The organism is Nocardiopsis codii (genome assembly GCF_036327455.1).
GTDB lineage: Bacteria > Actinomycetota > Actinomycetes > Streptosporangiales > Streptosporangiaceae > Nocardiopsis > Nocardiopsis codii.
Genome location: NZ_JAUZMY010000001.1, coordinates 397256 through 417183, shown reverse-complemented (window position 1 = coordinate 417183; position 19928 = coordinate 397256). Strand labels below are relative to the sequence as shown.

Here is a 19928-nt window from a genome sequence, read left to right as displayed (position 1 = left end):
GCCATGGACACCGACGCGACGGACTCCGGGACGGATCCCGGCCCCGTGCTGCCGGGGGCCGCGTCGATCGGCGGCGGCCACTTCGTCAACGGGGCCGACCGCGAGCGCTCGCGCCCCGCGCACGAGTCGTGGAGCCTGCGCCGCCGCGTCACCAGCCTGCTGACGGTCGTCGCCGTCGTCCTGGTCGTGGCCGTGTCCGTCATCACCCTGGCGGCCCTCAACGCCCGCGACAACCTCGCCCTCCAGGTCGACTCCCTGACCCCCGCGGTCAGCTCCGTCGACCAGACGCACTCGTCGTACCTGAGCCAGGACCACGCCCTGCGCGGCTACATCCTCACGCGGGACCGCGACTTCCTGGAGCCCTACATCGCCTCCCAGCTGACGCTGGCGGAGAACCAGGCGGCCCTGTCCGAGCTGGCCGAGGAGAACCCGGAGGTCGCGTCCAACGTCGAGGACCTGCTCGCCGCCGGGCGGCTGTGGACCGACGAGTTCGCCGAGCCGGCGCTGGAGCAGGTGAGCAGCGGCCAGGAGATCTCACGCGAGGACCTCCAGCGCGGGCGCGTGCTGTTCCTGGACCTGTCCCGGATCGCCGACGCCACCAACCAGCAGCTCCAGAGCGAGATCGACCAGGCGAGGGACGGCCTGACCCTGGCCACCCAACAGGTCGTCGCCCTCCTGGTGCTGGTGGGGCTGGTCGTCGTGTTCCTGTCCGTGTTCCTGTGGGTCATGCTGCAGCAGTGGGTGCTGCGTCCCCTGGAGGAGCTGGCCGGACACATGCGGCAGGTCTCGGAGGGCTACTACGCGCACCGGATCTCCCTGCACGGACCGCCGGAGATCGTCCGGCTGGGCCGCGACGTCGACTCCATGCGCGAACGCATCGTCCAGGACCTGGACGAGGTGGCGTCCGCGCGGCGCAAGCTCCAGGAGCAGTCCACGCTGCTGGAGCACCAGACGGAGGAGCTGCGCCGCTCCAACCTGGAACTCGAGCAGTTCGCCTACGTCGCCTCCCACGACCTCCAGGAACCGCTGCGCAAGGTGGCCAGCTTCTGCCAGCTGCTCCAGCGCCGCTACCAGGGGCAGCTCGACGAACGGGCCGACTCCTACATCGACTTCGCGGTCGAGGGCGCCAAGCGCATGCAGACCCTCATCAACGACCTGCTGGCGTTCTCCCGGGTCGGGCGGACCAAGAACTTCACCTCGGTCAACCTGGACGCGGCCCTGGACGACGCCCTGAGCAGCCTGTCCACCCGCCTGGAGGAAGTGGACGCCGAGGTCACCTGGGACCCGATGCCGACCGTCCAGGGCGACCGCACCCTGCTCACGCAGGTGTTCTTCAACCTGGTGGGCAACGCGGTCAAGTTCCGCGGCGAGGAGGACCCCCGGGTCCACATCAGCGTGGAGCGGCAGGGGGACGAGTGGGTGTTCTGCTGTGCCGACAACGGGATCGGGATCGAACCGCAGTACGCCGAGCGCATCTTCGTGATCTTCCAGCGGTTGCATACGAGGGAGAAGTACACGGGCACGGGCATCGGCCTGGCCATGTGCAAGAAGATCGTGGAGTTCCACGGGGGCAGGATCTGGCTCGACAGCGGGTCCGAGTCCCCGGACGGGGCCGAAACCTCTGACGAAGGGGACTCGGGTCAGACCGGAACCCGCATATGCTGGTCCTTGCCTGCGGATTCCGAACACGAGGACGATACGGCGGCCCCGGAGACGGGAACCGTCGGAAGCGTTCCGACCGATATCGGAGACGAGGGCACCGAGGACGCCGAGGCCACCCCCGAGGGCTCGGTGCCGACGGCCGCACGACAGTCCACGGGTGACGGTGATCCCGGAGCGGAGAGCACGGAACCGGACGACACGTCCGGGGACGCGCCCCCCGACCCGCCCGCCGCCGGTGGCGATACGGTTCCCCCCGACCACGGGGCGGGGCCCTGAGTCAGGGGTCTGGAAGTTTGAGCGAGGTCATGTTGGTGCATCCCATCGAGGTGCTGCTGGTCGAGGACGATCCGGGCGACGTCCTGATGACCAAGGAGGCGTTCGAGGAACACAAGCTGGGCAACCGCCTGCACGTGGTCTCCGACGGCGTCGAGGCGCTCCGGTTCCTCCGTCGTGAGGGGGAGTTCGCCGACGTCCCCCGCCCCCACCTGATCCTGCTGGACCTCAACCTCCCCCGCAAGGACGGCAGGGAGGTGCTGGAGGAGGTCAAGAACGACGCGGACCTCGCACACATCCCCGTCGTGGTGCTGACCACCTCCGAGGCGGAGGAGGACGTGCTCCGGAGCTACCGCCTGCACGCCAACGCCTACGTGCCCAAGCCGGTGGACTTCGACCAGTTCATCAAGGTCGTCCGGCAGATCGACGACTTCTTCGTCACCGTGGTGCGCCTCCCCAAGGGGTGACGCCGCGCTCCGGGCGAACGCGCTGGTGCATGAGCGGGTGGCCGCAGCGGTTTTTCGTTACGGTTGGGGTATGAGCTTGCCGGAACCGCGTGATCCCGCTGGTCCCTACCGCGTCAGTGTCGTGTGCCTGGGCAACATCTGCAGATCGCCCATGGCCGAGAAGGTCCTCACCGCCGACCTCGAACGCGCCGGACTGGGCGGCCTCGTCGAGGTCGACAGCTCCGGCACGGGCCACTGGCACGTGGGCGGGGACATGGACCCGCGCGCCGCCTCCACCCTGCGCGTGCACGGGTACCTGACCAACCACACCGCCCGACAGTTCGACCCGGCCGACCTGGCCACCCGGGACCTGATCCTGGCCATGGACCTGGACAACCTCGACGAGGTGCGGCGCTTCGTCGGCGAGTACGGCGGCGAACACGGGTTCGACGAGTCGCGGCTGCGGCTCTACCGGTCGTTCGCGCCCGGTGGCGGACCCAACCCGGAGGTCCCCGACCCCTACTATGGCGGCGACGACGGTTTCACCGCCGTCCTCAACATGGTGGAAGCCGCGGCCAAGGGCCTCACAGGCGAACTCGTCACGCGGCTGCGGAGGTAGCGCGGGTGGAGGGGGAACCGATCGTGCGTGCCTTCGGCGGGGACGACGACGGCGGCGGGCCCCAGGGGGGCCGCCGCCGGGACCCCGTCAACGGCACCATGGCCGAACGCCTGTCCGTCCTGCTCGGCAGAGAGGTCAGGCGTGCAGCCCGGGCCGGGAGCAGCCACGACTGGGAGATCTCCTTCGCCGAGCTGACCGACGGCACCCGCCTCTTCGTCAAGTCCCTGGTGAGGGGAGCCCCGGCCAGCGGGGTGCTCACCGCCGAGGCGCGCGGCCTCGAATGGCTGGGGTGCGCCTTCGGCTCCCCGGCCATCGAGGTCCTCGCCTGGGACGACCGCCTGCTCGTCCTGCCGTGGGTGGAGCAGCGCGAGCCCACCGCCGGCGCGGCCGAGCGCCTGGGCCGACGGCTCGCCGGAACCCACCTCACCGGCGCCGACCGCTTCGGGGCCGACTGGCCCGGTTACGTCGGGCCCCTCCCCATGGACAACACGCCCTCCCACGACTGGCCGCGCTTCTACGCCGAGCAGCGGCTCCGCCCCTACCTGCGCGACGCCCTCGACCAGGGGGCGCTCACACCCGGCGACGCCCGCACCGTGGAGAAGGTCGTGGACTCCGTCGCCGACCTGGCGGGAGCCCCGGAACCGCCCTCGCGCATCCACGGCGACCTGTGGAGCGGCAACGTGCTGTGGCACCCCGAGGACGCGGTGCTGATCGACCCCGCCGCCCACGGGGGCCACCGGGAGGCCGACCTCGCCATGCTCGCGCTGTTCGGACTGCCCTACCTGGAACGGGTGCGGGACGCCTACAACGAGGTGGCCCCGCTCGCCGACGGGTGGCGCTCCCGTGTCGCCCTGCACCAGCTGCACCCGCTGCTGGTGCACGTGTGCCTGTTCGGCGCCGCCTACCGGACGACCACCCTGGAGACGGCGCGGGCCGCCCTGCGCGGCGGCTGACCCCTCCTCCCCGGCGCCGCCCCGCACCGGTCCCCCAAGAACCCTGCGTGCTCCCGGGGAGCGGGAACCCCCGGCGGGCCGACGTCCCCCGCGAGCGCACTCCGCGGCCTCCGGAACACCGCGGGCCCTGCCCCCCGAGGGGGCAGGGCCCGGTTCACCCGGCACGCCTCAGCCCTTGACGCTGCCCGCGAGCAGTCCGCGCACGAAGTAGCGCTGGAGCATGAAGAACACGGCCAGGGGCACGACCATCGACACGAAGGCGCCGGCCGTGAGCCGGTGCCAGGCCTCCCCGCGCGTTCCCGCCAACTCGGCGAGCCGGACGGTCAGCGGTGCTGTCGCCGTGTCCCCGCCGGTGAAGATCAGGGCCACCAGCAGGTCGTTCCACACCCACAGGAACTGGAAGATCCCCAGCGAGACCAGCGCCGGGGTGATGAGCGGCAGCACGATCCGCAGGAAGATCCGACCGTGTCCGGCCCCGTCCACCCTGGCCGCCTCGAAGAGCGACTTGGGCAGCTGCGAGATGAAGTTGTGCAGCAGGAACACGCCGAGCGGAAGGCCGAACACCGCGTGGGCCACCCACACGTTGGTGAACGCCATCGCGCCGGTCAGCTCCCACGCGGGCATGACCTGGACCCCGCCCACCGAGACCCCCTGCGAGAAGAACCGCAGCATCGGGACCAGCGACATCTGCAGCGGGACGATCTGGAGGGCGAAGATGCCCAGGAAGAGCCAGTCCCGGCCGCGGAAGTCGATCCACGCCAGCGCGTACGCCGCGAGCGCGGCCACGCCCAGCACGAACACCGTGGAGGGCAGGGTGATGACGAACGAGTTCACCAGGTGGCTGGCGAGCCGCCCGTCGTTCGCGGAGCCGAACAGCACGTCGCGGTAGTTGTCCAGGGTCACCTCGGGGGAGGAGAGGAACGTCCACCACCCGGTCGTGCGGATCTGCTCGGCGGGACGGAACGACGAGATGAGCAGCCCCGCGGTGGGCATCGTCCACAGCACCGCGATCACGAGCGCGGCCAGGCCCGCCGCGGAGCCGGTGAGCTTGCGGCGCACCCGCGCGGCGGCTCCGCCGGAGGGCCGGGGCGGCCTCCCGCCCCGTGCGGCGCCGTCCGCGCCGGCGCCCGTGGGGCCGCCCGGACGCGGGGGGTTCGTCGTCGGGGTCATGAGAGCTCCCTCGCCTTGCGGGTGCGGCGGATCTGCAGCAGCACCAGCGGGACGACCAGGACGAAGAGGAACACCGCGAGGGCGGACCCCTGTCCGGTCTGCCCCTGCTGGAAGGCCTGGCTGTACATCTCGTTCGCGATCACGCTGGTGCCGTAGTTGCCGCCGGTCATGGTGCGGACGATGTCGAAGACCTTCAGGGTCTGGACGGTGATGGTGATGAGAACGACCAGCACGGTGGGCCACACCGAGGGCAGGGTGATCCGGCTGAACAGCTGCCACGCGCCCGCGCCGTCGATGCGCGCGGCCTCGACCGTCTCCGAGGGGATGGCCTTGATGGCCGCGGACAGCACGACCATCGCGAACCCGGCCTGGACCCAGATCAGCACCAGGATCAGCAGGAAGGTGTTGAGGGGCTGGTCGAGCAGCCACAGCCGGGGCTCGCCGCCCGCCCACACGACGATCTGGTTGAACAGCCCGTACTGCTCCTGGTCGGCGGGACGGTAGGCGAAGACGAACCGCCAGATGATGCTGGCGCCCACGAACGAGATCGCCATCGGCATGAACACGAGGGACTTGGCGACCGCCTCGAACCGGGACCGGTCGATGAGGACCGCGTAGAGCAGGCCGATGGCGGTGGCCAGGGCGGGTGCGAACACCACCCACAGGAGGGTGTTGCGCAGGACCAGGAGGATCTCCGGCCGCTGGAACATCCACACGTAGTTGGCCAGGCCCACGAACTCCTCGCCGGAGCGGTCGTGGAAGGACAGGACGGTGGTGCGCAGTGCCGGGTAGACGAGGCCTCCGACGAGGAGGACCAGCGCCGGTGCGAGGAAGAGGAACGCCTGCCAGCGGTCGCGCCGGGTACGGGGCACGTCCACGAGGACGAGCAGCAGTCCGATGACGGCCAGGAAGGCGGCGATCCCGATGAGCATCCACACGATCTTGGGAAGCTCGTTCAGGAACGAGTACTCCATGGAGACCCCTTGTCGGTACCAGGAGGTGTGACGGGGTCCGGCGGGACCGTGCCGGACCCCGTGCGGGGAGGGGGGAGGGGGTTACGGCCAGGCGGACTCGACGGTCTCCAGGACGTCTCCGGTGGAGCTGCCGGTGATCCAGTCGATGATGCCGCTCCAGAACACGTTGGTACCGACGGAGGAGGGCATCGCGTCACTGGCGTCGAAGTGGAAGACGGTGTCGGGGTCGTTGAGGACCTCGGCGGTGAACTGGTCCGTGGGGTCGGCCAGGTTGGCGGGGTCCAGGTCCTGGTGGGCGGAGACCCACGAGCCGAGGGAGGCCCGGCTGTTCGCGAAGTCGCCGGAGGACAGGTACTCGTGCATGGCGACGACCTCGGGGCGGTCGTCGAAGGCCACGACGAACTCGCCGCCGCCCATGATGGGCACGTCGGTGCCGGTCTCCATGGGGGGCAGGACGAACCCGTAGATGTCGGCGTCCTCGCCGATCTCGACGTCGTCCTCGAACTGGGCGCCGTAGAACGAGCCCATCAGGTACATGGCGCAGCCGCCGTCGAGCAGCGGGAGCCCGGCCTCCTGGAAGGACGTGACGGCGATGCTGTCGACGCCGCCGAAGGTGCCGTTGACGTAGTCCTCGTTGCGGATGATCCCGTCGGCCAGGTCGAAGGCCGCCTCGACCTCCGGGGCGTCGAAGGGGATGTCGTGGGCGATCCACTCGTGGTACGCGTCGGTGCCCGAGGTGCGCAGCAGCGCGTTCTCGATCCAGTCGGTGCCGGGCCAGCCGGTGGCGTCGCCGGACTCGAAGCCCACGCACCAGGGCTTGGTGCCGGACTCGGCGATCGTGTCGCTGAGCTCGATCATCTCGTCCCACGTCTGGGGGATCTCGTGGCCGTTGTCGGCGAAGTACGTCGGCGAGTACCAGACCATCGACTTCATGTTGGCGCCCAGCGGGGAGCCGTAGAGGTCTCCGTCGACGGTGGCGTAGCCCTGCCAGTCCTCGCTCCAGCCGGCCGTGACGTTCTCGCGCACCCCGTCGCCGACGGGGACCGCGTGGCCGTCGGAGGCGGCGCGTTCGAGAAGGCCGGGCTGGGGGATGAAGGCCAGGTCGGGGGCGTTGCCGCCGTCGAGGCGGATCGGCAGCTGGGCCTCGAACTCCCCGCTGCCCTCGTACTGGACGGTGATCCCCGTACAGGCGGCGAACTCCGCCCAGGACTCCTCCAGGAGGTCGCCCTCCGTGTCGCGGATGGAGGCGTAGACGTCGACGGTGCCGCCGGTGTCGGCCCACTGCTCGTAGGGGGAGCAGTCCAGGTCGGAGGTGTCGACGGTGCCGCCGCCGCCCTCACCGCTGAGGAATCCGCAGCCGGAGGCGAGGAGGACGATGCTTCCGGCCGCGGCCGCCACGGCCAGGGGGCGTCGGGGCCTGCGGTCTGGTCTCGGCATGGGGGTTCTCCCTTGGTCCGTGTGGGGAGGCGGTGGCGCGTCGGACCGCCGCCGGGGTCCGTGTGACCCATGGCATACCTGGACATGATGCAAGCCCGCTTCTCTGCAAATGTCTACATATTGTGCAAATTCTTTCGTAACGATGCCGAAACATGCAGTTCGGAGGGGTCGAGCCGGATTTCGGCGGGCGAGGCCCTAGATTGGAGTGCATGGCTGACGCACCCCACGGACTGGACCGGTCGGCGCCGGGGAACGGCGACCCAGGACACGACGGGCCCGAGCTGCACGTCGCCCTCATCGGCTACGGCAAGGGCGGGGAGGTGTTCCACGCGCCGCTCATCGACGCGGTCCCCGGGTTGAGGCTGTCCGCCGTCGTCACCGGCGACCCCGGACGCCGGAGCGCCGCCGAGGCCCGCTACCCGGGCGTCACCGTCTACCCCACCGCCGCCGACCTGTGGGCCGACGCCGACCGGTACGAGATCGCCGTCGTCACCACGCCCAACGACACCCACGCGCCCCTCGCCCGGGCCGCCCTGGAGGCCGGGCTGGCGGTCGTGGTCGACAAGCCCTTCGCGCTCACCGCGCGGCAGGCGCGGGAGCTCACCGACCTGGCGGACAAGCTGGACCGCGTGCTCACCGTGTACCAGAACCGCCGGTGGGACGCCGACTTCCTCACGCTGTGGAACCTGATCGAGGAGGGCGCCCTGGGGCGGGTGCACCGGTTCGAGTCGCGTTTCGAGCGCTGGCGTCCCCGTCCCAAGGCGACCTGGAGGGAGTCCGGCGAGGTGGAGGCCGGGGCGGGCCTGCTCTACGACCTGGGGCCGCACCTGATCGACCAGGCGGTCAACCTCTTCGGTCCGGTCGGATCCGTCTACGCCGAGGTCGACGCCCTCCGTGAGGGGGCGGGCGCCGACGACGACGTGTTCCTCGCGCTCGAACACGTCCGGGGTACGCGCTCCCACCTGTGGATGGGGGCGCTCACCGCCCAGGACGGGCCGCGCTTCCGGGTCCTGGGCGACCGGGGGGCGTTCACCAGCCACGGGATGGACGGGCAGGAGGCCCGGCTGGCGGCGGGGGAACGCCCCGACGCCCACGACTGGGGCGTGGTCCCCGAGGAGCGGTGGGGCGTCCTCGGCGTGGACGGGGACACCAGCCGCGTGCCGTCCGTGCGCGGCGCCTACCCGGAGTTCTACGCGGGCGTGCGCGACGCGGTGGGGGAGGGCGACCCCCTGCCGGTGGACCCGCACGAGGTCATCCACGGCCTGGAGGTCATCGAGGCGGCGCGGCGCAGCGCCCGCACCCGCACGGTCGTCGGCCTCTAGGGCCGCCTCCTTCTGGCAGCCCCGGGGAACGCGTCCGGGCCTGCGGCACCCCGGCGTGGCCCTATGTTGGGGGGAGGTTGCCCCAGGGTTTCGCCCCGAAGACCGAAGGAGACGTGTCGTGGCCCAGGTCCTCGTGGTCGCAGACGACCTCACCGGTGCGAACGCCACCGGGGCCAGGTTCGCCCGGACCGGGATGCGCGTGGCCACGGTGACCCCGGAGCACGTGAGCCAGGTCGTCGGTGACTACGACGTGGTCGTGGCCAACCTGGACAGCCGTCACGTCCCCGCCGAGCAGGCCGCCGACCTGGTCACCGACGTGGTCGAAGCCGTCTGGCCGGTGGGGTTGGTGGTCAAGCGCACCGACTCCACGCTGCGGGGCAACGTCGGCGCCGAACTGCAGGCCGTCTACGACGCGGTCCGCGAACGGGTGCCCTCCGGGACACGGGTACGGGTCCTGTTCACCCCGGCCTTCCCGAGCGCGGGGCGGATCACCGAGGACGGAGTGCAGCTGCTCAACGGACTGCCGCTGGAACGCACCGAGCTCGCGCTGGACCCGCTGTTCCCCATGGACACCAGCGTCGTCGCGGACATCCTCGCCGTCCAGTGCGACCTCCCCGTGCGGCACGTCCCGGTCAGACAGATCACCCAGACGATGCTGACCTCGGAGCTCCTCGCGGGCGACGAGCCCGTCGTCGTCTGCGACGCGAGCACCGAGCAGCACCTCACCGACATCGCGGAGGCCGCCGCCGAGGCGCACCAGCGTGACGGCGTCGTGTGGGTGTCCGCCGACCCCGGGCCGACGGGGGCCCTGCTGGCGTACTCGCTGCGGCTGCGCGGCCAGGCGGGCTCGCGCGGACCGCTGCTCGGCGTGGTCGGCAGCACCACCGACCTGACCCGGCGGCAGCTCGCCACCGTGGCGCGCACGGGCGCCGTGCGTTTCGTGGACCTGGACGCGGTGGCCCTCGCCGACCCCGAGAGCGGCCACGAGGACGAGGTCGCGGCGGAGCTGACCGAGCAGCTGACGTCGTCGGGGTTCCCGGAACTGTGCGTGCTGAGGCTGGTCACCAGCGCCGAGCGCGTGCGGGCGCTGCCCGGCCAGACGCGGGCGGAGCTGCCCGCCCGGATCGCCCGCCTGGTCGCCGACGTCGTCAACGACGTGGCCGACACCACGGGCGCCCACGCCCTGCCCAGCGGCCTCTACCTGACCGGGGGAGACCTCGTCGCGAGCCTGCTGGACGAGTTGGACGTGCACGCCTTCGACGTCGGCGGCGAGATCGTGCCCCTGGCGGTGCACGGGCACCTCAGCGGGGGGCCGCTGGACGGGACCCCGACCGTGGCCAAGGGCGGCCTGGTCGGGGACGACATCACCCTGGTCGAGTGCCTGACCAAGCTGCGGAGGGCCGTGCAGACACGGTTGCACCAGGTGCACTCGGAGGTGTCGGAGCACGTGGTCCCGACCCTGGCCCGCGACCTCTGACCGGCCCGCTCCGCCGGCGCCCGCTCGCCCCGTGACGTACGGCGGACGCCCCGGCCGGAGGGCCGGGGCGTCCGTGTGCCGGGGCGGTTCCCCGCGTCAGGCGGCGAGTTCCGCTCCCAGGTGGTCGACGGCGAGCTTCTCCAGCAGGTCGGACAGGACCCGCGGGTTCTCCAGCGGCCCCATGTGCCCGGTGCCGGGGACCTCCCGCACCTCCTCGCAGTTCCGGAGCAGGCCCCCGATGTGGTGCGCGTGCCACGGAGGGGTCAGCTTGTCCTGCGTCCCCACCACCACGACGGCCGGCACCGAGATCCGCCGGGCCGTCTCGTCCAGCTCCAGCCCGCTCATCACCTCGCCCCACCGGCCGCGGGGCACGCCGCCGCACGCGTGCACCAGCCGCGCGCACAGCCTGACCATGCGCGGTTCCGCCTCCCTGCCCATCACCAGGAACTTCAGCGCCCGCGCGCTCGCCGCGCCGGCCGGTCCCAGGGGCAGCGGAGCCTGGAGGAACGCCTTCGCGCCCAGCGTGCCCAGTGCGCCGGGGAGCGGGATGGCCGTCGACCGCTCCGGGAGCTGGGTGCACCCGGTGTTGGTGAGCAGCACCGCCCCCGCCCTGTCCTGGAACACGCGGCGGTCCGCTGCGGCCATGACGGTCATCCCGCCCATGCTGTGCCCGCCGACCACGGCCCGGCTCCCCGCGGGGACGGTCGCCTCCAGTACGGCGCACAGGTCGTCGGCCAGCTTCTCCGTGCCGTACCCCGCCCGGGTGAGGGGCGTCTGCGAGCGGCCGTGGCCGCGCTGGTCGTAGAGCACGACCCGCAGGTTCGCGTCCAGCTCGCGCACCACCGGCCCCCAGGAGGCCAGCGACGTCGCCCAGCAGTGGGCGAGGACCAGCGTCGGCCCGTCCTCCGGGCCGCGGACCTCGGCGTGCAGCAGTGTGCCGTCGGCGGAGCGTACCTGGAGCTCGCGGGCCTGACCCACGTGTCGGGTTGCCATCGGGGTTACCTCTCGCTCTGGGGGTGCGTCGGGGGTGCCGCGCCGGGGCGGGGGGCGGCGCTGCGGGCACGCCGTGGCGGAGCGTCCCCGCCACGGCGTGCCACAGGGTGTCCCCCCAGGTCGGCGCGTGGCCCGGGGGGACGTTCGGGGCCGGATCAGTCGTCGAGCTCCTCGACGTCGATCCGGGGGACCGCGAAGGGCGGCGAGCCCGCGCCGGTGACCGGGTGGCCGCCCCACAGGTTGGGCTCGCCGAGGTCGCCGGTGCCCTCGAACCCGTCCGGGGTGCGGACCACGACGGTCCGGGTGCCGTCCCGGAAGGCCGAGGTCACCTCCGGACTGGCCGACAGCCGTCCGCGCCACCGGTAGTCGCCGGTCAGGGGTGAGAAGTTGCCCGCGAGGTGGGCGTCCACCTCGACGGCGGCGCCGCCCTCCCCGCTGTCCGGACCGGGCAGCACGACCGTGACCGTGCCCCGGTACTCCTCCTCGTCGTCACCGAACCCGCTCATCGGTACTCCTCCTCAGACTCCGGACCTCGGGTGTCAGGCCGCGACGGTGGAACGGCGGGCGCCGCGCGTGCGCGCGCGGTCCACCCGCAGGTCGTAGTTGTGCGGGTCGAACCAGCGGGTGCGCAGCGCGAAGTTCCAGGTGAAGGTGGGCCACAGCGTCGTGTTGCGCCCCTCCTCGTTCAGGTACCAGCTGTCACAGCCGCCGGACACCCACACGGTCCCCTCCATGGACTCGGCCACCATGTCGTTGTAGGACCGCTGTGCCTCCGGCCGCACGTCCATCCGGTCCAGCCCGTTCCTGCAGAGGTACTTGAGCGCCTCCATCGTGTACCGGATCTGCGCCTCGATCATGAACACCTGGGATGTGTGGCCCAGCCCGGTGTTCGGCCCGGCGAGGACGAAGGCGTTCGGGAATCCGGCGACGGTGGTGCCCCGGAACGCCTGCACGCTGGTGCCCCAGTGCTCGGAGAGGGAGTGCCCGTCGGCGTCGAGGATGCGCCGGGCGACCGGCGGGTCGGTGACGTGGAAGCCCGTGCCGAGGATGATCGTGTCGACCTCGTGCTCGGTCTCCCGGCCCGACGCGTCCCGGGTGACGACCGCGTGGGGGCGGACCTCCACGATCCCGTCGGTCACCACGTCGACGTTGGGCCGGGCCAGCGCCGGGTAGTAGTCGTTGGACATCAGGATGCGCTTGCAGCCCGCGCGGAAGTCCGGGGTGAGCTTGGCCCGCAGCGCGGGGTCCTTGACGCTGCGGGCGATGTTGGCCCGGCCCAGCCGTTCCACGACGGAGAGCAGCCGCGGGTTCTTGGCGAAGCCGAGGATGTAGCTCTCCCGCCCCCAGTAGATGCTCTTGCGGGCGATCTGCTGGGCGACCGGGAAGTTCCGGTACAGCCAGCTCTCCGTCCGGGTGATGTCGCGGTCGTGCCGGAACATCACCCACGGGGCGGTCCGCTGGAACAGCGACAGCGTGCCGACCTTCGGCTGGATCCTCGGGACGAACTGGATCGCGGACGCCCCGGTGCCGATCACGGCGACCCGGCGACCGCTGAGGTCGTGCCCGTGGTCCCAGTCCGCGGAGTGGAACACCTTCCCCTCGAACGTGTCCAGTCCCTTGATGTCGGGGTAGGACGGGTCGGCGAGGGGGCCGGCTCCGCTCACCAGGAACTGGGCGGTGACCGTCCCGCTCTCCGTCGTGATCCGCCAGCGGTTGTCGTCGGGCTCCCACCGCGCGGACGTGACGTCGCTGTCGTAGCGGACGTGCCTGTCCACGCCGTGCTCACCGGCGACCCGCTTCATGTACTCCCAGATCTCCGGCTGCGTGGAGAAGGTGCGGCTCCAGTGCGGGTTGGGCGCGAACGAGAACGAGTACAGGTGGGAGGGGACGTCGCAGGCGGCGCCCGGGTAGTCGTTGTCGCGCCAGGTGCCGCCGACGTCGCCGGCGCGTTCCAGGACCACGAAGTCCTCCAGGCCGGCCTGCTTGAGTCGGACTGCCATGCCGATGCCGGCGAATCCCGACCCGATGATGGCCACCCGGAAGTGCGGTGGTGCTTCGGTCACGTTCAGGTCCCTTCGTGCGAACCGGCCCGGGGTGTGCTGCCGCTCGGGTCGTGGGGTGTGCCCCCCGGGGACGTGGCGCGTACGCCCCCGGGGGAGTTGACGCCCCGGAGGCGAGGCGCGTTCGCCTCCGGGGAGCGGGGCTCCCGGGGACGCGGCGCGTTTCGCCCCCGGGAGGTCGGGTCCACCGCCGGAGGACGTGGCGCGTTCCGTCTTCCGGCGGTGGGTCTGTGGGGCCGAGGGCCCCGCCGCGGTGCGCGGCGGTCCGTCGGCGGTGGGAGGAACGGTCGGGGCCGGGGGTGCGGCGGCCTCCGGGGCGGCGTCGCGCGGGGGACCGTGCCGCCGGGCGTGCCCCGGCCGGGTCGGCGGTCCCGCGCGGACGCGTCAGCCGAGGAGGCCGGCCTTCCGCCAGAAGTAGCCGCCCAGGCCGGAGATCGCCCCGGCGGTGCCCAGGGTCGCGACGACCTTGCGCGCGGCCCAGGTCTTGGTGCCGACCCAGTGCGGGTTCGCCCGGGCGGCCTTGGATGCCTCGTCCGGGTCGAGTCCGACCTGCGCGTACACCTTGGGGTTGATCAGGCGGGTGGCGGAGTAGTAGGTGACCAGTCCGAGGACGATGCGGCTGTAGGCCCGGTTGACGGGGCCGCGGGTGACCCAGTCGCGCTGGAACTCCTCGCGGGCGTAGCGCATGTGCCGGGCCTCCTCCACCACGTGGATGCGGGCGACCGAGCGCACCAGGGGGAGGATCTGCTCGTCCGGCACGGCCTCGCGCTGGAGCTGGTCGAGGACCTCCTCGACGAACAGTGCTCCCGCGAAGATCAGCGGGCCGTGCGCGATGGCCTTGAAGAGCCGGCCCAGGTGGTAGGTGACGGGGTCCAGCCGGTGCGCCTCCCAGCCGAGCTTCTGCACCATCTTCGCGAACATGACGGTGTGGCGGCACTCGTCGGCGATCTCGGTGTAGGCGTACTGGACGTGGTTGGTGGTGGGGTCGTTGTGGTACGCGTGGCGGACCAGCATCTGCATCAGGATCGTCTCGAACCAGATGCCGATGGTCGCGACGCTGGCGACCTCCAACCGGGAGAGTTCCTTGCGCTCGGCGTCGGAGAGCCGGTCCCACAGGTACGTCCCGTAGAGGGAGATCCGCTCGGGCCGGATCGCCCACATGTCGGGGTCGACGGGCGCGTCCCAGTCGATCTCGACGAGCGGGTCGAAGGAGGCCTTCGCCGACCCGCGCAGCAGGCGTTTGGCGATGTCCTCCCGGTCGGTGAGCTTGGGCTTGGCCGTGATCTCCGCGGTCATCTTGCTTCCTCCTCAGGACGCGTTCGACTTGGTGGCGGGGTTGCCGTGGCGCGAGTGGAGGCCCTGGGCGATCTCCGCGCCGCCGAAGGCGCCGTCCGCGAGCAGCAGCCCGAGCTGGAGCGAGACGATCTGCTCCGTGGTGCCCGGGAAGTGCCTGGTCAGGTGTAGGGCGGCGGTGCCCAGTGCGGTCGAGGCCACGTCGCGCGGGGCGCGCCTGGCGGCGGCGGACCGGACGACGGCCATCACCGTGTCGCGCTTCTGTTCGGCGGGGACGAGACCGTCCAGGGAGGCGCCGGTGGCCCGGGAGCTGTCGTGGATGGGGGTGTCGACGTAGCCGGGGAACACGGTGGTCACGCCGACGTGGGTTCCGTACTCGGCGCGCAGGCAGTCGGCGTAGGCGGCCACCGCGCGCTTGGAGACCGTGTAGGCGCCGGCGAGCGGGAGCTGGAGGTGGGCCAGCAGCGACGAGGTGACGACGACCCGCCCCTCGCTCTGGAGCAGGGAGGGCATCGCGGCGGCGGTGACCCGCCAGGTGCCCAGGAGGTTGACCTCCAGCGCCTGGTGGGCGTGGGAGTCGGGGGTGTGCCCGATGTCCACGGAGGGGCCGACGCCCGCGTAGTGGATCAGGAGGTCCAGGCGCCCTCCGAGCCGTTCGACGGCCTCCGCCACGCCCTCCCGCACCTGTCGGTCGTCGGTGATGTCGCAGCCGATGACTCCGGGGGCGGGCTTGCGGTCGATGCCGACGACGTTCACGCCGAGGTGGCGGAGGACGGCCACGGTGGCGCTGCCGAAGGCTCCCGAGGCGCCGGTGACGATGGCGTTCTGGCCGGGCAGCCGGCGCAGGTGGCGCGGCAGGGGGGGCGTCATGTGATCTCCTCCACAGTCATTGCCGGAACGTTACAACGAGCATTGTCACAATGCAATGGGTGGAGATTGGAAATTTACTCGTGAGTAGGTTCTGCTCGGCCGCGGTCCGCCGCGCGCGACGGCGCCCGCGGCCACGGGGGTCGCGGGCGCCGTCCGGTCGGCCGGTGACGTCCGGGGTCGCGGCGGTGCGGGGACGCCGCGGGGAGGGGGCACGTCAGCGCCCGAGGAGTCCCGCCCTCCGCCAGAAGTACGCGCCCAGGCCCGAGACGGCCCCGGCCGTGCCGAGCGTCCTCAACGCCTTGCGGGACAGGTGCGTTTTGCTGTCGATGAAGTGGGGGTTGCGCCGCGCCGTCCGGCGGGCCTCGCGCGGGTCGAGCCCGACCTCGGCGTAGACCTTGCCGTGCACCAGGCGGGTGGCGGAGTAGTAGGTGACCAGCCCGAGGACGATGCGGCTGTACTCCCTGTTCACGCGGCCGCGGGTGATCCAGTCGCGCTGGAACTCCTCGCGGGCGTAGCGGATGTGGCGGGCCTCCTCGATCACGTGGATGCGGGAGGTCGCGCGGACGACCGGCTCGATGCTCTCGTCGTCGATCATCTCCCGCTGGAGCTGGTCGAGGATCTCCTCGACGAACAGTGCCCCCGCGAAGATGAGCGGGCCGTGGGCGAGGGCCTTGAAGACCCGGCCCAGGAGGTGTGCGGCCGGGTCGAGCCGGTAGGCGCGGGAGCCCAGCTTCCCGACCGCCTTCGCGAACATGACGGTGTGGCGGCACTCGTCGGCGATCTCGGTGTAGGCGTACTGGACGTGGTTGGTGGTGGGGTCGTTGTGGTAGGCGTGGCGGACCAGCATCTGCATCAGGATCGTCTCGAACCAGATGCCGGTGGCCATGGTGCTGGCGATCTCCAGGCGGCTGAGCCTGCGGCGCTCGGCGTCGGAGAGCCGGTCCCACAGGTGGGTGCCGTAGAGGGAGACCCTCTCGGGCCGCATGCCCCAGCGGTCCTCCAGGGGTGCGTCCCAGTCGATCTCGACGAGCGGGTCGAAGGAGGCCTTCGCCGACCCGCGCAGCAGGCGTTTGGCGATGTCCTCCCGGTCGGTGAGCTTGGGCTCGGGCGTCTCCGTGGTGCGTCCGGACACGTGGTCCCTCCTCGAAGGGGCACGGGGCGGGCCCCGGTGGGGGTGGTGAGGGGCGTCCCGACGGGCGGGCGTGTGACGCCCCTCACTCCTGTGTCGGAAACGTTACAATGGTCGTTGTCATGGTGCAATGGTCCCGAGACGCCGTTTTACTGACGGGTAACCTTTGGCAGGGTCTCTAGGCTGGACCCATGGCCGAATACCGCATTGACGAACTCGCCCGGCTTGCCGACACGACCGTCCGCAACGTCCGGGTGTACCAGGACCGAGGTCTGCTCGCTCCTCCCCGGAGGGAGGGCCGCGTGGGCATCTACTCCGAGGCGCACCTGGCACGTCTGCGGCTCATCGGCCAACTTCTGCGGCGCGGGTACACCTTCGCCAACATCGGCGAGATGTTCCGGGTCTGGGAGCGCGGCGGCGACCTCTCCGACATCCTCGGTTTCGAGTCGGCGATAGGGGATGCCTGGAGCGACGAGATAGCCGACTACATCACCCTCGGGGACCTCCGCGACCTCTTCGGCAAGGGTGTGACGCCCAAGACCATAAAGCGCGCCCTCGACCTGCGGGTCCTGGAGCGCGACGGCCTGCGCTTCCGGGTCCCCAGCCCCCGGCTGCTGCACGCCGGTGTGGAGCTCGTCAAGCTCGGCATGAGCGTGGAATCGGTCCTCGACATCGCCGAGAACCTGCGCGACAAGGTCGGGAACGTCGCCGAGCACATGGTCCGCCTCGTCTCCGAGCACATACTCGCCGAACACGCCCCCGGCACGGTCGTCCGCAGCGAGGAGACCGCCGAGATGGCCGAACTCATCCGGCGCGTGCGCCCCCTCGCCCAGCAGGCCGTGGACGCCGTCCTCGCCCAGGCCATGGCGGAGAACCTCACCACCGTCATGGGCGAGCACTTCGCCCTGGCGATGGAGCACCTGGAGAGGGAGCAGGGAAGCCGCCCGAGGGCCGAGGGCCTGACGGGGCCGGCCTGACCTCCGCGACAGCCGGTCTTCCCCCGACCCCGTACCCGGGCCCCGAGGGCGCGGACCCGCCCCCGGTCCCCGGAACACCTCGACACCCCCGAACACCCCGAACCTCCGGGCCGGCTCCCCGCGCGGGCCCGGACCGCACGGTCCGGGCCCGCCGCCGTGCGCGCTACCGGGTGTCGGTCTCCGGAGCCCCGGCGGGCTCCGCCGCGTCCACCGCCTCGGCGACCTCGGCCGCCTTCGCCTCGACCCGCGCCGCGACCTCGCCGCCGGTGGGGGAGGAGGCGTCCACCACCGTCAGGGGAAGGGACGCGCCGAACCGCAGTTCGGCGAACGCCCCGGCGGGGACGGCCGGCGACCGCGGGAACACCGGCCGGACCCGGCGGTAGCCGGCGTCCTGCTCGGGCCGCGGGTCCTCGTCGCCCTTGTTGGGCCACATCGACATCGCGCGCTCCGCCTGCGCCGTGATCGTCAGCGACGGGTTCACGCCCAGGTTCGCGGTGACCGCCGATCCGTCCACCACGTGGATGTCCGGGTGCCCGTACAGCCGGTGGTAGGGGTCGATGACGCCGTTCTCCGCGCTGTCGCCGATCGGGCACCCGCCCAGGAAGTGCGCGGTCATCGGGATGTTGAACACGTCGCCCCACGTGCCGCCGGGGAACCCGTCGATGCGCTCGGCGAGCCGGGTGGCGGCCTCCTGGCCCTTCGGGATCCACGTCGGGTTCGGCTCGCCGTGGCCCTGCCTCGAGGTGAGCTTCTTCCTGCCGCCGAAGATCCCCCCGCGGACGGAGGTGGTGAGCGAGTTGTCCAGCGACTGCATGACCAGGCCGATGATGGTCCGCTCCGACCAGCGGCGGTTGGAGAAGCTGCGGACGAACACGTGCGGGCGGCGTGCCGCCAGGCCCACGAACCGCAGCCAGCGCGGGACCCGCCCGCCGCCGGGCACCTGCATGGCGGTGAGCAGCCCCATCGCGTTGGAGCCCTTGCCGTAGCGGACCGGCTCGATGTGCGTGTTCTCGTCGGGGTGGATGGACGACGTGATGGCCACGCCGTGCGTCAGGTCCTCCGGCGGCGGCACCTGGGTGCTCATGGCGCCGACGAGTGCCTCGGAGTTGGTGCGGGTGAGCGTGCCGAGCCTGGCGGACAGGCGCGGCAGCATCCCCGAGTCGCGCATCCGGTGCAGGAGGGTCTGGGTGTTGTAGGTGCCCGCCGCCACCACGACCCTGCGCGCGGTGAACGTGCGGGCGTTCTCCCGGCGCCGGGGCGCGTCGGTCCGGACCGTGTCGAGGGCGAAACCGCCGTCGGGCAGCTCGCGGATGCGCTCGACGCTGGTCAGGGGGTGCACGTCGGCGCCGCCGCGCTCCGCGAAGTACAGGTAGTTCTCGGTCAGGGCGTTCTTGGCCCCGTGGCGGCAGCCGGTCATGCACTCGCCGCACTCGGTGCAGGCCCGGCGCGCGGGGCCTGCACCGCCGAAGTAGGGGTCGCCCACGGACTCCCCGGGCGCGGCCTCGGTGCCGTCACCGTCCTCCCCGTCGCCGAAGCACACGCCCACGGGGGTGAGGCGGAAGGTGTGGCCGACGCCCATGTCCTCCGCTACCGCCTTCAGGTGCACGTCGGAGGGGGTGACGGTGGGGTTGGTGCGCACGCCGAGCATTCGCCGGGCCTGGTCGTAGAACGGTGCGAGCTCCGACTTCCAGTCCGTGATGTGACGCCACTGGGGGTCCTCGAAGAACGGGTCCATCGGGTGGTAGAGGGTGTTGGCGTAGTTGAGGGAGCCGCCTCCCACTCCGGCGCCGGCGAGGATCATCACGTCGCGCAGGAAGTGGATGCGCTGGATGCCGTACAGGCCGGCCTGCGGGGCCCAGAGGAAGTTCTTCAGGTCCCAGGACGACGAAGGGAGGGTCTCGGGCGTGAATCGCCGGCCTGCTTCGAGCACTCCGACCCGGTAGTCCTTCTCGGTGAGGCGGAGGGCGCTGACGGAGCCGCCGAATCCTGATCCCACCACGAGGACGTCGTAGTCGAAACGGGCGTCCCCCTCCTCGGGGGCGCCGGCGGTTGCTTGTGTTGTGCGCTCTGGGGCCACGGCTGATCTCTCTTCGGGTCAGTCGCGGGCGTCGTAGTGCGCCGGATACGAGTCCGCAACATTGAATGTGCCATCTAGAAATGTGACATTCGATATTGTAATGTTCGTCACTACCGCCGAGTAGGGTGTGTTCCATGTAACACACGTGGCGTGCTTCGGCGCAAGTTCGGCTCCCCCTCGCCGTCCCCGGGCGGCG

General features: G+C 71.6%; 17 protein-coding genes. 7 read left to right on the top strand and 10 right to left on the bottom strand.

What is annotated here, in order from left to right; genetic code table 11:
* Positions 1-3: 3 nt before the first annotated feature.
* From Q8791_RS01610 to Q8791_RS01595, 4 genes are all read left to right on the top strand, one after another.
* A complete protein-coding gene (locus Q8791_RS01610) occupies positions 4-1938 on the top strand; it encodes an ATP-binding protein (protein WP_330089736.1) in 1935 nt (644 codons plus the stop codon).
* Positions 1939-1967: 29 nt separating this feature from the next.
* A complete protein-coding gene (locus tag Q8791_RS01605; RefSeq protein ID WP_330089735.1) occupies positions 1968-2402 on the top strand; it encodes a response regulator in 435 nt (144 codons plus the stop codon).
* Positions 2403-2472: 70 nt separating this feature from the next.
* Positions 2473-3000, top strand: coding sequence for a low molecular weight protein-tyrosine-phosphatase (locus Q8791_RS01600; protein WP_330089734.1), 528 nt, complete (start codon positions 2473-2475; stop codon positions 2998-3000).
* A 5-nt stretch (positions 3001-3005) separates the two neighbouring features.
* Complete coding sequence (locus tag Q8791_RS01595; RefSeq protein WP_330089733.1) at positions 3006-3953, top strand: fructosamine kinase family protein; 948 nt, start codon at positions 3006-3008, stop codon at positions 3951-3953.
* A gap of 168 nt (positions 3954-4121) precedes the next feature.
* Here the strand turns inward: Q8791_RS01595 and Q8791_RS01590 are convergent, their stop codons facing one another.
* The 3 genes from Q8791_RS01590 to Q8791_RS01580 form a co-directional block, all read right to left on the bottom strand.
* Positions 4122-5123, bottom strand: a complete 1002-nt coding sequence (locus Q8791_RS01590) for a carbohydrate ABC transporter permease (protein ID WP_330089732.1) — start codon at positions 5121-5123, stop codon at positions 4122-4124.
* Positions 5120-6097: a carbohydrate ABC transporter permease gene (locus tag Q8791_RS01585; RefSeq protein WP_330089731.1), complete on the bottom strand. Its 978-nt coding sequence runs from the start codon at positions 6095-6097 to the stop codon at positions 5120-5122. The genes Q8791_RS01590 and Q8791_RS01585 overlap by 4 nt, the downstream gene beginning before the upstream one ends.
* Before the next feature lie 81 nt (positions 6098-6178).
* On the bottom strand, positions 6179-7534 hold the full coding sequence (locus Q8791_RS01580) for an ABC transporter substrate-binding protein (protein ID WP_330089730.1): 1356 nt from the start codon (positions 7532-7534) through the stop codon (positions 6179-6181).
* A 209-nt stretch (positions 7535-7743) separates the two neighbouring features.
* Here Q8791_RS01580 and Q8791_RS01575 point away from each other — a divergent pair, with 209 nt between their 5' ends.
* Positions 7744-8856 (top strand): Gfo/Idh/MocA family oxidoreductase, encoded by a 1113-nt coding sequence (locus Q8791_RS01575; protein ID WP_330089729.1) that lies wholly within the window; start codon positions 7744-7746, stop codon positions 8854-8856.
* A gap of 118 nt (positions 8857-8974) precedes the next feature.
* A complete protein-coding gene (locus tag Q8791_RS01570; RefSeq protein ID WP_330089728.1) occupies positions 8975-10333 on the top strand; it encodes a four-carbon acid sugar kinase family protein in 1359 nt (452 codons plus the stop codon).
* A 96-nt stretch (positions 10334-10429) separates the two neighbouring features.
* Here the strand turns inward: Q8791_RS01570 and Q8791_RS01565 are convergent, their stop codons facing one another.
* The 6 genes from Q8791_RS01565 to Q8791_RS01540 all read right to left on the bottom strand — a co-directional run bounded on the left by Q8791_RS01565 (position 10430) and on the right by Q8791_RS01540 (position 16681).
* Positions 10430-11326: an alpha/beta fold hydrolase gene (locus Q8791_RS01565; RefSeq protein ID WP_330089727.1), complete on the bottom strand. Its 897-nt coding sequence runs from the start codon at positions 11324-11326 to the stop codon at positions 10430-10432.
* A gap of 155 nt (positions 11327-11481) precedes the next feature.
* A complete protein-coding gene (locus tag Q8791_RS01560; protein ID WP_330089726.1) occupies positions 11482-11832 on the bottom strand; it encodes a DUF4873 domain-containing protein in 351 nt (116 codons plus the stop codon).
* Positions 11833-11865: 33 nt separating this feature from the next.
* Entirely contained in the window at positions 11866-13389 is a 1524-nt protein-coding gene (locus tag Q8791_RS01555; RefSeq protein ID WP_330089725.1) for a flavin-containing monooxygenase, read from the bottom strand.
* A gap of 381 nt (positions 13390-13770) precedes the next feature.
* Positions 13771-14682, bottom strand: a complete 912-nt coding sequence (locus Q8791_RS01550) for an AurF N-oxygenase family protein (protein ID WP_330089724.1) — start codon at positions 14680-14682, stop codon at positions 13771-13773.
* A gap of 12 nt (positions 14683-14694) precedes the next feature.
* On the bottom strand, positions 14695-15549 hold the full coding sequence (locus Q8791_RS01545) for an SDR family NAD(P)-dependent oxidoreductase (RefSeq protein WP_330089723.1): 855 nt from the start codon (positions 15547-15549) through the stop codon (positions 14695-14697).
* Positions 15550-15763: 214 nt separating this feature from the next.
* Positions 15764-16681 carry an AurF N-oxygenase family protein gene (locus Q8791_RS01540; protein WP_330089722.1) on the bottom strand — a complete coding sequence of 306 codons (918 nt, stop codon included), beginning with the start codon at positions 16679-16681 and terminating at the stop codon, positions 15764-15766.
* Positions 16682-16869: 188 nt separating this feature from the next.
* Here Q8791_RS01540 and Q8791_RS01535 point away from each other — a divergent pair, with 188 nt between their 5' ends.
* Positions 16870-17655: a MerR family transcriptional regulator gene (locus tag Q8791_RS01535; RefSeq protein ID WP_330089721.1), complete on the top strand. Its 786-nt coding sequence runs from the start codon at positions 16870-16872 to the stop codon at positions 17653-17655.
* 163 nt (positions 17656-17818) lie between these two features.
* On the opposite strand, the gene Q8791_RS01530 is transcribed toward Q8791_RS01535, so the two are convergent.
* Complete coding sequence (locus Q8791_RS01530; protein WP_330089720.1) at positions 17819-19732, bottom strand: GMC family oxidoreductase; 1914 nt, start codon at positions 19730-19732, stop codon at positions 17819-17821.
* Between the last annotated feature and the right edge of the window lie 196 nt (positions 19733-19928).